General features: G+C 37.6%; 13 protein-coding genes. 4 read left to right on the forward strand and 9 right to left on the reverse strand.

Going from position 1 to position 16,074, the window contains the following annotated elements:
* Positions 1-197: 197 nt before the first annotated feature.
* Together MKY09_RS15775 and MKY09_RS15780 are read right to left on the reverse strand one after the other, a co-directional pair.
* Positions 198-983: an SDR family oxidoreductase gene (locus MKY09_RS15775; RefSeq protein WP_342567082.1), complete on the reverse strand. Its 786-nt coding sequence runs from the start codon at positions 981-983 to the stop codon at positions 198-200.
* Positions 984-1,084: 101 nt separating this feature from the next.
* Positions 1,085-1,774 carry a hypothetical protein gene (locus tag MKY09_RS15780; RefSeq protein ID WP_342567083.1) on the reverse strand — a complete coding sequence of 230 codons (690 nt, stop codon included), beginning with the start codon at positions 1,772-1,774 and terminating at the stop codon, positions 1,085-1,087.
* Positions 1,775-1,931: 157 nt separating this feature from the next.
* On the opposite strand from MKY09_RS15780, the gene MKY09_RS15785 reads away from it, so the two are divergent.
* The gene (locus tag MKY09_RS15785) at positions 1,932-2,489 is read left to right on the forward strand and encodes an STM3941 family protein (protein WP_342567084.1); all 558 of its coding nucleotides are present in this window, start codon (positions 1,932-1,934) and stop codon (positions 2,487-2,489) included.
* A gap of 102 nt (positions 2,490-2,591) precedes the next feature.
* Here the strand turns inward: MKY09_RS15785 and MKY09_RS15790 are convergent, their stop codons facing one another.
* Entirely contained in the window at positions 2,592-4,970 is a 2,379-nt protein-coding gene (locus MKY09_RS15790) for a polyprenyl synthetase family protein (RefSeq protein WP_342567085.1), read from the reverse strand.
* 515 nt (positions 4,971-5,485) lie between these two features.
* Here MKY09_RS15790 and MKY09_RS15795 point away from each other — a divergent pair.
* A complete protein-coding gene (locus MKY09_RS15795; protein WP_342567086.1) occupies positions 5,486-6,763 on the forward strand; it encodes an IS110 family transposase in 1,278 nt (425 codons plus the stop codon).
* 435 nt (positions 6,764-7,198) lie between these two features.
* The gene (locus MKY09_RS15800) at positions 7,199-8,557 is read left to right on the forward strand and encodes an IS1182 family transposase (protein ID WP_342568221.1); all 1,359 of its coding nucleotides are present in this window, start codon (positions 7,199-7,201) and stop codon (positions 8,555-8,557) included.
* 136 nt (positions 8,558-8,693) lie between these two features.
* Here the strand turns inward: MKY09_RS15800 and MKY09_RS15805 are convergent, their stop codons facing one another.
* The 5 genes from MKY09_RS15805 to MKY09_RS15825 form a co-directional block, all read right to left on the reverse strand.
* Complete coding sequence (locus MKY09_RS15805; RefSeq protein ID WP_251556469.1) at positions 8,694-9,071, reverse strand: SET domain-containing protein; 378 nt, start codon at positions 9,069-9,071, stop codon at positions 8,694-8,696.
* A gap of 360 nt (positions 9,072-9,431) precedes the next feature.
* Positions 9,432-10,283, reverse strand: a complete 852-nt coding sequence (locus MKY09_RS15810) for a DegV family protein (RefSeq protein WP_298470044.1) — start codon at positions 10,281-10,283, stop codon at positions 9,432-9,434.
* A gap of 303 nt (positions 10,284-10,586) precedes the next feature.
* On the reverse strand, positions 10,587-11,690 hold the full coding sequence (locus MKY09_RS15815; RefSeq protein ID WP_298470046.1) for a hypothetical protein: 1,104 nt from the start codon (positions 11,688-11,690) through the stop codon (positions 10,587-10,589).
* Positions 11,691-12,227: 537 nt separating this feature from the next.
* Complete coding sequence (locus MKY09_RS15820; protein ID WP_298470048.1) at positions 12,228-13,064, reverse strand: hypothetical protein; 837 nt, start codon at positions 13,062-13,064, stop codon at positions 12,228-12,230.
* 438 nt (positions 13,065-13,502) lie between these two features.
* The gene (locus MKY09_RS15825; protein WP_298470050.1) at positions 13,503-14,372 is read right to left on the reverse strand and encodes an AraC family transcriptional regulator; all 870 of its coding nucleotides are present in this window, start codon (positions 14,370-14,372) and stop codon (positions 13,503-13,505) included.
* 78 nt (positions 14,373-14,450) lie between these two features.
* Here MKY09_RS15825 and MKY09_RS15830 point away from each other — a divergent pair, with 78 nt between their 5' ends.
* Complete coding sequence (locus tag MKY09_RS15830; protein WP_298470052.1) at positions 14,451-15,164, forward strand: DUF4386 domain-containing protein; 714 nt, start codon at positions 14,451-14,453, stop codon at positions 15,162-15,164.
* Between the two features lie 108 nt (positions 15,165-15,272).
* Here the strand turns inward: MKY09_RS15830 and MKY09_RS15835 are convergent, their stop codons facing one another.
* Complete coding sequence (locus tag MKY09_RS15835) at positions 15,273-16,031, reverse strand: NAD(P)H-binding protein (RefSeq protein WP_298470054.1); 759 nt, start codon at positions 16,029-16,031, stop codon at positions 15,273-15,275.
* Positions 16,032-16,074 lie beyond the last annotated feature (43 nt).

Genomic DNA, 16,074 nt, shown 5'->3' on the forward strand with positions numbered 1-16,074 from the left:
CCGATTATTCGTGTGAACCGACCGATTATTTGCCGGAACCGACCGATTTTGCGGAAAAACCGACCGATTATTGGCAACAACCGACCGATTCCTAATTTTTGATGTGCTGTTTTATGGTAGCTACGATTATTTTTATAAATATATCATGTTAATAATAAAAAAAGAGCATCGCTTAATAGCGATGCTCTCCTCTTGAACTAGACTTCTAGTTCCCAGCGTTCTTGTTCATCTTTTTTCATTTTCTCTTCGATTTCTTTTGGCCATGTAGTACGGTATTTGTGGTTATCTGCCGGGATGATCTCAATCATTTTATCAATCATGTCCCCTGGGTCATATTGATCCTTCAAGGATTCTTCCTGCTCTTTCATGTCTTCCTTCTTCGTGAAATGTTGTTCTTCGTTAAACCATTTATATTTTTCCTCTGCACTTCGATCGTTAAAGCCTGTATCGTACGGGCCAGGATTGATTGTGGCTACCTGTACACCGAATTCTTTAAGCTCCTGCTGCATTGTTTTCGCAATTGCTTCCACTGTATGCTTAGTTGCCGTATATGGTCCTACATATGGAGTAGCCGATAGACCTGCTACTGAGCTAAGGAAAACAATTTTACCGCTCCCTTTTTTCACTAGCTTACGTGCTGCAATTTGTGCCGTTTCTAAGGTAGCAAACACATTTACCTCGAACAATGCACGAAAACGATCCATTGGCACCTCTGCAAGTGGTCCACCTTCATTAATAGCGGCATTTGCTACAAATATATCAAAGTCGTAGTCTTCCATTTGAGCCCGATCTCTAGCATTCGTTATATCTAATTTAAAAATTTCCATTTCTAAGCCTAGATCTCTAGCTTCTCTAAGTAAATCCGTTTTTTGGGAAGTTGTTTCGGTGGTTGCAATTAAGCGATGCCCTTTTTTAGCTAGTCCTATAGCAGTACCTCTTCCAAGGCCACTTCCGGCTCCAGTGATAAAAATTGTTTTACTCAATTGTATTCCTCCTAACAAAATAGTAGTCTATTTCTTTTCTTCCCTTTACAGACTAACTAAAACATATATACATATCAGCTACCGACCTGAACCAATTCCTCTTAACTCCATTTATTCACCATCACTCGGTCATACTGATAACGTCTAATAATAATGCTTAACTTTTGATGCCATTCATTACAAACTCCCTTAGCCTCTTCGTATTCCTCATATTCCTTGTACTCTTCTTTATAATCTTCCAAGTAGGTAAAGTAGTGAATCGGCTGCGATAAATCATCCGTGACGATTTTAAAGCAAAGATTGAATTCTAGCTCCTCTTCCTCGTCTTCTTCCTCATACTCTTCTTCTAGTTCTTCATTTTCCTCCTTATCCTCTAACTTAATAGGACTACTAAGTATCCCCTCTTTAGGGAATACGGAAATCGTTTTTCCGTCTTCTATTAAGGCTGCCTCTAATACTTTATTAAAAGATATATCTTTTATTTCAAAATCACTTCCTAGCTCGTCTCTACTAGCTATATAGAGAATTTCCGTGACCTCATTTATGAGTAAAGCATTGAGATTATTTGGTGACACTAGTTTCTGAGTATGTGGAATTTCGTCTAGAATCTCTTCTGTGATTCTTCTATTCACTTCATTAATCTCTTCATTTCTCCTCTTCCATTCCCAAGTCCCCCAGAAAAACAAGGCAACTGAAATAATTAAATATAAACCTATCGATCGCATATGATCCATTGAAAAAGACAGGAAAAAGTAAATAGCGCTAAGTAGATAAATTACGAAAATTTTCATATGCACTGCCCCTTATTTTTAAACTTCTTATATAGACTTTATTCGATAGATTATCAATTTATACTTCTAATCTCATAGTTAATGTTACAAAGAGACAAAGTGATACAATTTATGTAAAATTAAGGAATAAATATTTTTTTGCAAAGGGGATATCACGATGAAGGAGCTTGTAGTTTATCAAAGTAAAGGAAAACAATTAAAGTTTGTTTTTCTTGCAATAGTCATGGTTGCAGCTAGTTTACTAGTCTTCCTGACGGGAATTGGGAGCCAAGATTCAAGGAACATCATTTTTATCGCTATTGGTATATTAGGAATACTATTTTTCGGTTTCTGTCTTTTGTATATAATTAAAGATTTCATTGTTGGAAAGAAAATACTTGTTGTGAATGAAAAGGGGTTTTATGATTATTCCTCGGCAATTGCTAGTAAGGATTTTATCGGATGGGAGCGTGTCCAGGAATTAGGTACATACACGATACAAGGACAAGTATTTATAACTGTCTTTTTATTCGATGGTGATGAGTTTATAAAATCTCTACCCGCCATGAAGAGGACGGCGATCAAGGCTAATATAAAACTAGGTGCTGGTCATATTAACATCAATACACAAGCAGCAAAAGGAATTTCTAGGGAAGAAATCCTACATGAGATGAGCATTTATTTTGATGAATATTTAAGAAAATCTTCCATAGTGATTGAGGAAATTAGCATTTAGTAAAGCATATGTTTTTCATAGATAAAATTAAAAGGCATCCTTTGATTTTCTAGGGATGCCTTTCATTTTGCTTTATAAGTATTTAGACATTGTACAACAATTCTAATGTTCGCGATTGATAAGATAGTTTAAAAAGTGTTTTAAGAAGGTTGTATCTATAGAAACGTTTTGAAGAGAATCCATAGCTAGACAGTAGTTCTCCCACATTTCTATAGCGGCACCCTCCTGACCCATAATAGAAACGAATGTCGTGCTATTGTTTTCTGCATCTCTACCTAACCCTTTTCCTAGTAGCTCTGCATCTCCTTCCACATCGAGCAGGTCATCCTTAATCTGAAAGGCGATGCCAGCATAACGAGCAAATTTCTTTAGAGCAGCAATCTCCTCTTCATTTGCTTTGGCCAAAATTGCAGGCATTACCAAGGCGGCTTCAAATCCTATTCCTGTCTTATAAAAACATAAGGTATTTAACTGCTCCCTCGTAAGTGTTCTATTTTTAGAGTCCAAGTCCATCGCCTGACCTTTACACATTTCAGCTATTGTGTGGGAAGAATATTGAATCATCTGTAGCACAGTATTTGCATCAAATTGTTTTAAGTTAGTTTGCTCCTCAATAGCTTTTTGAGTGAGGAAAAGACCTGTCAATTCCGCAACAGCTACGTTATAAACTTCATGAAGAGTAGAGCGTCCGCGTCTTATTGGAGCATTATCCTGAGCTGGTAAATCGTCAAATATAAGAGAGGCAGTATGAAGATATTCCAATGATTTTAGTAGTGGAGCAATAGATGCTTCATCTAACTTGTAAATCTTCACTCCCATAAACCATGCTACGATCGGTCTTAGCCTTTTACCATCTCCTTCTAAGCTGTAATTGGACGCTTCAGTTATAGAGTCTTCGAAATCGGTATTGTTAGAAGAAGTAATAGACAATGTCTCGTTAATTTCATTACGAACTACTTTTATCGTATTAGAGAAATCCTCTCTTTCTTTACTTTCACTCTTTAATACTGTAATCATATGATCTCTTAGTAATTTATCAAAGAAGTCCACATCATCTGCTTTTCGAACCATCTTTTGTAGGAGCTTATTAAAACCTGGTGTCCCGAAACGAAAGAGATCCATAATTTCTTTGTATTTACTTTTGCCTACCCGCTTCTTTAAGCGTTTAAGTCCATTAATAGCTCGATCTAATATTACTTCTCGTGTTTGTTGGTCGGAATGATAGACATTATGAATTAAATTACTAATAACAGCCCAATACAATTCAAAAGGATTGATCAGGTCTGAACGTTCTTTATGATACTTTAAATAATACGTATAAGGAGTCACTGCTCCGTCCTTCATATCTTCGAACATATCAGCGAAATCATCTGAGAGCTGATTATAAATACCATAAAAAAATGTACGGTTATCCATCTCTTGATTGTCAGAAGTACTAAGGACTGAACGAACAATTTGCCTTGATGAGGAGGCTTTTAATATAACCGGTATATAAAGCTCCTGATTAGTATAGCTCGAATCCATTAAACTCTTATCACGATCCACTTCCTGCGAATGAAAAAACACATACGCTTGCTCAAAGAATTTTTTCCTTGTCTCAGGTCGCTGATTTTGCTCAATATACTGAAAAGCCTCTCCAAGCTCTTGGTGTATATAAGTTATCAACTCTGCATTTTCGCCAAGCCACTCTCCAAGTACAGGCACAATACCCGTAGTGAGTGTTGTTCTTATTAAATTGGCATATTGTTTTTCCTCTTCGTTCGAAAGTATTTTGGCATCTAGCAAATCATCAATAAATGGATAGGTCAATCCATAGGAATAACCCAGTCTGATTGCCTTGTCGAGCCTCTTAGAACGCTCTTCAGGAGATACATCGCTGTCCATCTCTTCAATCTCTTGCATGATAACCCCTGCTATAATTTTAACAAGTTTTCGCTGTGCGTGTGCTGCATCCATTCCTTTTGGGATATGTTTGGATACTTGCTTTAGCTTGTTTAATAACCAAATATACGTTAACTCTACATTTTCCTTTTTAGCCATACGGTATAATTCGACGACATTAAACGCTTGTGCTTCCTTGTCTTCCCCGCTTGAATTCGTCAGCTTATCCTTTAAGCTACTTACTACATCCGAAATCCTGTCTTGAGTTTCATGAGAATCAAGGGATTTTCCTAAATCACGGAGAAAAATGTATGAAATGCTTCGATTTAAGTAACTGTCTAGCTTACCTCTGTAATTTAAATACTGTATGTAATGGTTAAAATCCTTCGTATCAGCGTTTCCTTTTGTTTTTGTAAAAAGGGATAGGATGGGATTATTAACATGATTAGATTTCCAAATCCTTATATCTTCCGTTAAAAGGGGGATATAGTTTTTTTCCTTAACCTGTATATGAAGCTCATCAAAATATTGGGCGGCTTTCTGATTGGCTTGCCTATAGCATTCATCGGCATTTATTATTGAGTTTAATTGAATATTCATCTGTCACCTTCATTTACTTTTTTTATGATTTCCTAGTAATTATAACCTATATTTCATTCTCAGTTTTCATCTAGTTACTTACAATTTATTCTTAAGGTTAACCCCAAATGCCTAATTTCAGGAATGATAAAAAATAAGAAGGCAGCTACCTCTAGGGTTGCTACCTTCCTTCCCCCCCTTACTTAACAATAAAAAAAATCCATCTAGCATAAGCTAGATGACAGACTGTAGACAAACTCCAAAAATTTTGGAGTTTGCCTACAGTCTTTTTTCTTTTAAAATAGAAGTAACGCGAGGAAGAATTGATTTCCGCTACGAACGGACGCTTTCCGCGGGCACGGCTTCAGCCGCTTCCCTCGCTGCGCTCAGTCCAGGGTCTTCAGCTCGCGCTGTTCCCGCTGGAGCATTCCTGTATGATTACTTTACAGGCTCTTGAAAAAAAAAGAACCCTCTTATATGATGCTAGAGTAACAACAACCAATTGAATACTCAAAACATATATAGGAGGGCCTCTTATGAATAATAGTACGAATCATAAAATTAATCAAGTGAGTGAAAAGACGTTGGTCATTGGGATCGATATCGCCAAGCGCAAACATTACGCATGTGCTGTAGACGACCGTGGACGAGTATTGCATAAGTCATTCCCTATCAGACAGTCGGCAGAAGGATTTACGACCTTCTATGAACAGCTACTCGCATTAAAAAACAAACACGAGAAATCAGAAATCCTTGTTGGGTTCGAACCAACGGGACACTACTGGATGAACCTAGCGGCCCATTTAACAGCGCATGGCATCCGCTATGTGCTTGTGAATCCTAGTCACGTGAAGAAATCCAAAGAATTGGATGACAATCTACAGACAAAGAACGATGTGAAGGATGCGATGGTCATCGCCAAGCTAATCCGCGATGGGCGGTTCAGCTTCCCACGCATTTTAGAAGGCATCGAAGCGGAACTGCGCAATGGTGCATCCCATCGCGCCTCGCTTCAGAAAGAGCTTGGCATCATTACCAATCGAATCATTCGATGGACAGATCGGTTCTTCCCAGAATTCCAACATGTCTTTAAAGACATCGGGAAAACCGCCCTGGCAGTGCTGGAGAAAACACCATTACCAGAGGACCTTCGAGAAAAAGAAGTGGCGGAGCTACTCCCTTTCTACAAAGAGGTTGCTGGGTTAAAGTGTGTCTCTTCTCCCAAAATAGTTAAACTCAAGGAAGCCGCTGAAATCTCGATCGGGTTGACCGAAGGCCTGGAGATGGCTCGATTTGAGATTCATACCTTGGTTATGCAATATAGACTCGTTCAACAACAGTATGAATTACTGGCAGAACGGTTACAAGAAATCGCTCAGAATATGCCCGATTATCTCTTTTTGATATCTATCGAGGGGGTCGGCCCCAATACAGCCGTCGAGCTGTTATCAGAGGTAGGGCCGTTCACTAACTTTCATAGTCCACGCCAAATTATCAAACTAGCGGGACTGACATTACGGGAGAACTCCTCGGGTGAACAAAAGGGACAAAAGAAGATTTCTAAACGAGGACGCAGAAAATTGCGTGCAGCCCTCTTCCGAGCCATCTTGCCTATGATTCGTTACAATCCTGCCTTTAAGGCACTGTATCATTATTATATTGAACGCCCAGTAAACCCTTTAAGAAAGAAAGAAGCCATGGTGGTCTTATGTGGCAAACTATTAAAAATCGCACATGGCCTCTGTACGAAGAAACAGATGTTTCAGTCAGAACGCATGATACAAGACCTGACTGTTCTTCAAACGGCAGCGTGAACCATTTCATTAGTTGTTTAACTTAGTTGGATGACATAGAGAGCTGGCACAACCGCGACATTCGACTTCAAGTCCCTGCTGGAGCATAGCCGGCCTCTGCCTTATGACTAGACCGAACGAAGGAATGTATGCGTGCGACGCAAAGAGATATGGGAGGGTACGTCATCATAAGTTCTGCAGAGAAACAGAGTGCATCCAAGAATAGTATATTTATGGAATTTTTAACCAAGATTTTTAGCGGAGCACAGCCTTCGTTTCCAATATTTTTAATAAGTGGTTTAATAAGGGCGCAAAAGATCAGTTAGACGAGTTAAAAAAAATTTTTTCACTTTAAAATACGTAATGAAACCATTGGTACGACTACATTTTAAGAGGGAGTCGCCGTTCTTCGCTCCAATCAACGGGGCCTTCTAAAAAATGAATGAGGTGATGGATATGATGACGAAAAATCAAACCAATGAACGCGAACAATTAGAAATCTTGACTATTGAACAGTTGGTACCACAAGACCACCTTGTTCGTAAGTTAGATGAGGCAATTGATTTTTCCTTTATCTATCCATTGGTTGAAAATCTTTATTCGACAATAGGGAGACCTAGTATCGACCCAGTGGTACTTATCAAGATGACTTTTATCCAATATACCTTTGGTATACGGTCCATGCGCCAAACCATTAAAGAGATTGAAACCAACATGGCATACCGATGGTTTCTAGGCTTTGGTTTCCATACCGAGGTTCCCCATTTCTCAACTTTCGGGAAAAACTATGTCCGTCGTTTTGCAGACACAGATCTATTTGAGCAGATTTTCTACAGAGTATTAAAGGAGGTCGCAGATCGTGGGCTCCTAAGCCCGGATCATGTCTTTATTGATTCGACCCATGTGAAAGCTAGTGCGAATAAGAGAAAGTTTGAGAAGAAGGTTGTTCGTAAAGAGACGCGGGCTTATGAAAAGAGGCTCCAGGAGGAGCTCAACCTCGACCGGGAAAAGCATGGGAAGAAACCATTCCCACCTGAAAAGTTTGAAAAGGAAGAGTACAAGGAGATTAAGGAATCGACAACAGATCCTGAAAGTGGTTACTACGTAAAAGATGAACGGACAAAGCAGTTCGCCTATTCTTTTCATGCTGCAACAGACGAGAAGGGTTTTGTGCTTGCAAACATTGTCACACCTGGAAATGTTCACGACAGCCATATGCTTGAACCACTGGTTCAGAAGGTCATCGACCGGGTGGGACGCCCAGTCGTTGTTGCCGCTGATGCAGCCTACAAGACACCAGCTATTGCGAATTTCCTTTTAGAGAATCATGTCCTTCCTGCACTTCCGTACAAACGACCAATGACAAAAGAAGACTTCTTTAAAAAACACGAGTATGTTTATGACGAACATTATGACTGCTATCTCTGTCCCGAAGGACAGGTTCTTAACTACCGAACAACAACGAAGGAAGGTTATCGCCAGTATGCCTCAACTCCTTCTATTTGTGCCACGTGTCCAGTGATTGACCAATGCACGCAGAGTAAGAATAAACAAAAGATGATTCAACGTCATATCTGGCAAGATTATTTGGATGTAGCTGAGGACTTACGTCATAACTATGAAATGAAAGAAATTTATGGGAAGCGTAAAGAGACGATCGAGCGTGTCTTTGCCGATGCCAAAGAAAAGCATGGTATGCGATGGACAACCTTAAAGGGTCTTAAAAAATTGTCCATGCAGGCGATGCTAACTTTTGCTGCCTTAAATCTTAAGAAGTTGGCCAGCTGGACCTGGAAAATGCCAAAAATGGCGTAAAACAAAAAAATCGAGAGTTGAATTAGCTCTTTTTCCAGAATGTAAACTGTGATAATAGCAAAAGGGTTGGAAATCGTTTCGATTTCCAACCCTTTTGTCTACACTCTGCCATCTAGCATAAGCTAGATGAATTTTTCTATTCTTTATTAAACCAAAGCTCTTCTTGGTCATCCTCGTCACCATTATAATTAATGAAAATCTCTTCTCCAGCTTTTATGTCGGTATACGCATAAAAGTCGAATGTCTCGTTTTTAAAATTAATCTCGTAGGTAGCATTTGGCTCGTACGAATGATTAAACAGCATCCCATAACCGAGAAGGATAGCTGATCTTCCGATACCGTATTCAAAGGCATAATCACCTAGTGTAGTTTTTTCTATATACTTATGTTGCTCGTTAGGATAAGAAATGACCGGGGCTTCATGTAAAAGCTCACCTTTTTTAATATCTCTAGTTGCAAATAATCCTCTGTTAAATTCGCCATCACTTACTTCAGACTTTTTTACTTCAATCATGTAGTTCTCCTATTCACGTTAAAATTTACTTATTAAGGATACCATTAAACAGCCTTTCTTGCTCTAATAATGATTGATTATCTTAATTCGTAAATAACACTCGATACAGGTTACGTCACTTAGGATAGATTAGATGCTCTTGTGGAATATATTTATTATGACTAAAAAGGATGCTCTCATCAGTCATAGTGACCTTGAGAGCATCCTTTTATTCGCTTATCCTACTGTAATTACGTTAGGAGCTTTCTTGCTTCTAAGATGATTAATAATAAAAATCGCCGCTACAATAATTATCCCAATTACCGTTGAATATGTCTCTGGAATAATCATGCCTAATGAGGCTGCATGTTTTTATACTTTCTACTTTTCTATCCCTGCAATTCCAAATCCTCCAGGTCCAGCATGGGTAGAAATCATGGCGCCGGCCTGCATCCATGTTATATTTCTAAAGCCTGCTTCCTTGGCCATTTCATCTATTCGACTCTTAATACTTTCATCGAGTCCGATAGAGTAAATCAGGTATAGCTGCTTTCGATCAATATCATATTGGTTCAAATAATCTTCTATGAGCTTTTCCGCCACTTTGCTCATATTCCCACGGTATTTTCTAGTTGAAACAAGCTTTCCTTCTTTTAATTCAATGCATGGCTTTATTTTTAGCAAAGACCCTCCAATGTAAGCCATGTTACTTACCCGTCCACCTGATCTTAGAAAGTCTAAGCTACCAGGGATAAAAGCCAGCTTTGTTTTTGGAACCACAGTTTCTATTTTTTCTATGAGGCTAACATGATCTATGTTAGGCTCCTCCTCTAGTAAGGCGGCCGCATACAACACCACTGCGCCTAGACCTCCTGTGACATTTAGCGTATCGACCAGGTAAAGGTTTTCAAAATCCTCTGCTGCAATTAGTGCACTTTGAAAGGACGCAGATGCTTTTGACGTATATCCAATATGAATAATGATACTCTCAGGAAAGTTTGTTCTAATTTTTGTAAACAACTCTTGATACTCATGTACATTCGTTGCTGTTGTAGATGGAATTTTTTTTGTGCGACTATGATAATCGAAGACATCCTCTACAGGCAGCTCCCCATCCAAATAATCTTTCCCATCCATGACGACATGCATTGGTACCACTTGAATTTGATATTTTTCTACCAGGTCCTCCGGTAGATCCGCTCCACTCTCTGTCGATAAGATAATTTTTCTCATAATACATTCCTTTCAACTAAAGTAGTCCTTACAGCGTACTTATTATTTTTCACTTAACCTAAATATACACTAAAAGGGTAAATTATACAGTTAAATAATCAGAAAATTTTAGACGATATTTCGATCTATTTTGTCTAAAATTCATCTATGATACTATCTTGTACCCATTTGACCATAAAGATAAAAGCAGATCGTCTAGATATGCATTTTAGCACTTCTAGACGATCTGCTTTTTCTATATCTTTTAAAGTATACGTAACTTCTGAAATGCTCCTTTACCACCAGCAAAACCTGTAACCTTCACTATTTAATAGTTATAATACTGCTGTTATAAATTCTTTCGTCCAATTCAACAACGGAAATCTTTTTGCCTGAAGGACTCCATTTGGTTTTCACATTTCCAATGTCTTGAACAATTTGTATGGATGCATCCGTTGATACCTCATATAGGTATAGTCCACTAACTTCTTCACCGTTTATGACAGAGTTTGACTGATATACAATCATTTGCTGATTCGGAGACCAGGACGCACCTGTCACATCAGAGCCTTCCGCAATTGTACTTTGTATATTTCCATCAGTATCCGCAATTATTAGCTTTTTCGTATTCCCTGTTATCTGCGTAACAAGTAATTGATTTCCATCCGGAGAAAGTGTGATTCTTTCTGCATTTTCCAATGGAAGCTTCTTTTCTTCTTTGGTCTTCAAATCCATCTTATATACTTGAAAGGAAGGGTTTTCTGTTGTTATATAGTAGATTTTTTCTTGCATTTTATGAACATTAAACAACTGCTCCTCCTGAAGCTCGGCAATCGGAGTTACATTCCCCTCCGTATCAGCCATAACTGCACCACCCGCATAGGAAGCACCGATTACCTGGTTCTCGTCAGTCCACTCAGCGGTATAGACACTACCAATAATATCCTCGGTAACAAGCGTTTTCTCCCCTTCCCCTAAACTCATCATATAATAGGCGATATCTCCAATAGAGTTTTCATAATATAAGAGGTGTTTTTTATCCGGAGACAAAGTTGCCCCACCGAGAAACATATCTTTTTGAGCTTTAATCGTTTTAAATTCCTTTGTGTCCAAATTGTACGTATATATACTTCTAGGATAGAACTCTGCATTTTCTAACAAACTCATTTTTTCAAATTCCTGGTTTTCTTTTGCAAGAACAACAGTATGCTCATCGATCCAGTCGGTAATTTCCATTCCCTCATAATTTTCAATTTTTCCAATGGAAATTGGATCTACTTCGTTTTCGTTGCTTTCGTTTTCACTATCGATAATACCTTCCCCTGGCTCTTCTATGTCTGTTTTGTTTTCCTCCTGTTCGTCACTGCAAGCATAAAGAGTTAATAAGACTAGTAAGAGCGTGATAGTGCAAAGTATTAATTTTTTCATTTGAATCATCTCCTTAACTATTATCCTATGCAACAACCATTCACTATCTACAAAAGTCTCATTAAAATAATGTAACTTTACACAATAAACAAACTTTCTGTAAACTGCCATTTTAGCAACTTTTTTTGACATTATATGGTAATTAATAAGAAATGTCAATTTTACATTCTCCGCCCAACCTTTTCTCTAAACCAAAAAGACGACCCTTCAACTGTCGGGGTCATCTTTTGGATGTTCTTTTCGTATTAACAAATAGTAATACTAAAATTATTCTTTACCATGTACTACCTGTCCTATTCTCATTTTTCGATGTTTAAATACTCGTCTTTTAATATTATCTAATGATATATACTATCTACTAGTTCTCCTTTTATCATTTCCCTTTTACGAAGGATTCCTTCACATGTCATGCCTAAACGACTAAATACTTTTCCAGAAGCACTATTCTTAACCTCGTATCCAACATACACTCGCTCTAAACCAAGTACTTCGAAGGCTAATTTTAGGATTAGTTTCCCCATTCAATGAAGTAAAAGCTCAATCTTCGTCAATCGCATCAATCCATATGCTGCCACCGCTTACAGTAACAAGATAGTTTCTTTCGACACCGGCAGTGTTTTCAAAGCGGATAAAAGTAGTGCCATCGTGTATTGCTGACATCGTCACATGGTTCCCTTCTACAATCTCCACAGTTACAACTGATTTATCCTCAGCCGAGAAGGTCCATTTTCCCTCGTCAAGGTACATTTCCATAGTGTCATCTATTTTGGTGAAGGCAAAAACTGCAATAAAAACGGCAGCTATAATAGCAAGGGCAGTGATGCGATGCTTCTTCTTATCCAGCAAAATAAAAACAAAAAAAACTGCCAGAGCAAGGCAGAATACGGCGCTTAACAGATGATTCGGGAAATTGGCCTGTGCAGCTCTGAAATAGTGCACGCTTGCCCAAGAAAGATACCCAGTAGCCACAGACAAAACTAAAACGCTGATCCAGTTCTTCTTTTTAAGTTGGAATGCTATTGCAGCACCAGGTAAGGTCAGGACGGTAATTTTAAACCAATAATCATAATAACGGAATATGTCCCAACCGTATGCATAAAACGGAACCTCAATCAAATAAATGAGGGGCTGGCTGACAAGGAAGAACACGAAACATTTAAGCGAGGCTTCCCACCACTTTTTGCAGTTAACAATGATAAATATAGCAAATAGAAACCACCAGTCAGGATAAACGGCTATGTCCTGAAAGGAGGTGTCTTGTAAAAATGAAACCTGATTGATCAATGCAGTATATAATGCTGTAATAACAGCTAAAATGATAACTTTTGGCCATGTCATATTAAATTCGCCAAAGTATTTTTTAATCGTTTGCATGTTTTCTCCTTTTAATAAACCTTGTTTAAAGATAATTTTAACAGGCTTGAATTTTTCTCTATATTTTATCTAGAACAAACTTTACATTGTCTGTTTTCTTATTGGTTTGGGCCACTCATAAGCAATGCCATATCGGATGGTCAAAGACGATTTTATTAACTACCTAGCTAGTATAGTATATCAATATAATTTCTCACATGTGTGGAGTAGTTCTATGTTTTTTTACTCAGAAAAGTTCAACAAAGGATGCTAACATTATCCCCTAACAATAGCTATCTAATCGTTTCTTCACAATATCTGGAGTCGTTCATGAAGTAAAATAATTGTTTTTACAGCAAGATATGGATAGTGGAAAAAGTACTGCAGTGATAAATTTAGATCAATGGATTTGGCCAATTCAAACAGAATCATATAAATTGTGATTATCATCAATCCAAATTAATAATTTGAATCAATCGGCAGCTTTTTAATAGGAGTAAATATATGATAGTCCGAATCAGGATGATGAACGCCTCTAAAAACTTGAATTAGTTCAATATCTGATTGTTCTCTTTCTTGCTTTGCAATTTTTAAAAATCTTGCGAAGTCGGTTTTAAACACATCCCCTACATCAAGAAGGTCACCAGAGTATTGGAACTTAGCACAAAATATTGGGGGCACATCTACGTTGAAGTAGAACGGTTTATCTATTTGTACGTCACATGGAATGCCAAACAAAGCATTGAAACGAGTTGAATTTGGATGGCAATTGGAATAGACCATAAAACAAGGTCCAGATATGGTCTCATCTATTGTATCTAATAGCATTTTCGAATGAGCGTGAATCTGTGCTTTGTAATCTTCACATGCCAAATCAACTTCAAATGCGATGCCCGTCAATCTGATAGCGTCGAATTCCGTTAAGGTAAATTCTGTTACTACATCACCATTAATGTTTTTTAAAGGGCGTTTAACGACTGAAGGTATAGGTTCTGGAGATATGTCGGTATCTTCTTCTTTCAGTGAGCTAGGAGGTAGTTTAAATTGGCGTTTAAAAGCACGAGTGAATGAGGATTGTGATCCAAAGTTTAACTGATAGGCAATCTCCGTCAATGATAATCGATCTTCTTGTATTAATTTAACCGCGCTATTTAACCGTCTCGACAATATGTATTGGTTCAAGGAACAACCCATAATTGCGGAAAAAAGTCTATGAAAATAAAATTTCGACATGTTGAAATTTTTAGATACAGACTCCACTGACAAAGGTTCCTCCATATGATCTTCAATAAAAGTTAACGAGTTTTCAATAATTTTATAATGATCCATAAGGGTTCCTTCCCTTCCTAGGTTATTCAGAATATAACGTTGCAAATAAGGAGAAATCATTTCAAGGAGGTAAACGTAGTGAAAAAGGATAGAGTGAATGGAATATTAATCGGTATATTTTATATCGTGGCTGCAGCCAGTGCTGTTATTGCTGTACTATTGTATCAGCCGTTACTATCAGGAGATTGGTATATGGCTGTGGTGAATGGTTCGAAAACAGCCATTTTGGTTGGTGTAATGAATGACATCTTGCTCATTGTGACGGCAGTTGGAACCGCTGTTATGTTATTTCCGTATGTACGATTATGGAATGAACATTCCGCATTGGCTTATCTTTGTTTTCGATTTATGGAGGCTGTATTTATAGCGATGGGCGTAGTGAGTATATTAGGTTTGCTAGGTCTTAGTTCTGATTACGGAGTTGGACAATTTGTTAATGAAGGAGCATATCATCAAATAGGAAGCGTTCTTCAATCATTTCATGCTTGGACTGCTATATTGGGACCAAACTTGATGCTCGGCTTGAATACACTCTTGTACAGTTATTTATTAAATAAAACGGAAATCATACCAAAACGACTAGCGATATTCGGAATGTTGACGGCTGTTATGGTATTCCTTGCCGGATTACTCGATATGTTTGGTATCATTGGCTCATTCTCTACTATAAAGGGAATTATCGCCTTGCCAATCGCTATCTATGAGTTAAGTTTGGCAACATGGTTAATCATAAAAGGCTTTAATACAAAGAAATTAGAGATATTAAGAGGAAGCAAGAGCTATGCTGAGTAATGCACAAGAGAAAAAATTTACAATTTTCAATTCCATTCCTTTCAAAAAAATTGAAACCACATTATATACTGTTTACTTGACACCTTCTTGATAAATCCACTCAGTAATTTAATTCAGTTTATTCCTTAGATATTCCTCAAAAGTAATTATTCCTTTTCTCTGCAGAGGATTTGTATTTTTCCCTTCAATTAAAGAATTATATAGTTTTCCTGAGAAAGGAATTCTTAAAACATCATTGGTTACATTGTTCACCTTAATTTTTAACTCCGCCATTTCTCTTAATGTCATTATCTCTGGTCCACAAAAATCATCTAATTTACCTTGTGGACCTTCATTAACTAAATCGATTAAATATCTAGCGAATTCATTAACATCGACACTTTGAAATTTCACCCTTCCAGGGATTATATATCTTTTAAAGAAAGGTTTTGATAAGAGTAAATCCTCAACAAAGCTATGAAACTGAGTTGCACGAGCAATTGTATAGGGTACAGAACTATTTTTTAATAATTCTTCTGCTTTGTATTTAAGTCTATAATATTGGAAGAGGATTTCCTCAATTCCTACAATGGATGGATAAATAAAAAGTTGTATATGATTCAGCTTGCTTAATAATTTTTCTAGCCCAGCAACCTCAATGCTTTTAGAATTTTTTATCGGACTAGTTGCTGCGTGAATAATGACATCAACATCTTTTACTGCTTCTTCTAAACCTTTACCTGATAATAAATCACTGTAAACCCATGTGAAGTCTTCTCCTTCTGGTTTTCTTCTCGAAGTTATTTTTACCTGATAATCTAAATCTTTTAACTGCTTTAACAAAGCCGACCCTAATTTTCCGGTTGAACCAGTTACAAGGATTCTCAAGTACAACACTCCCGTTCGAATGGAATATCTTCCTATTTAATAT

The organism is Psychrobacillus sp. FSL K6-4046, assembly GCF_038624605.1.
Taxonomy (GTDB): domain Bacteria; phylum Bacillota; class Bacilli; order Bacillales_A; family Planococcaceae; genus Psychrobacillus.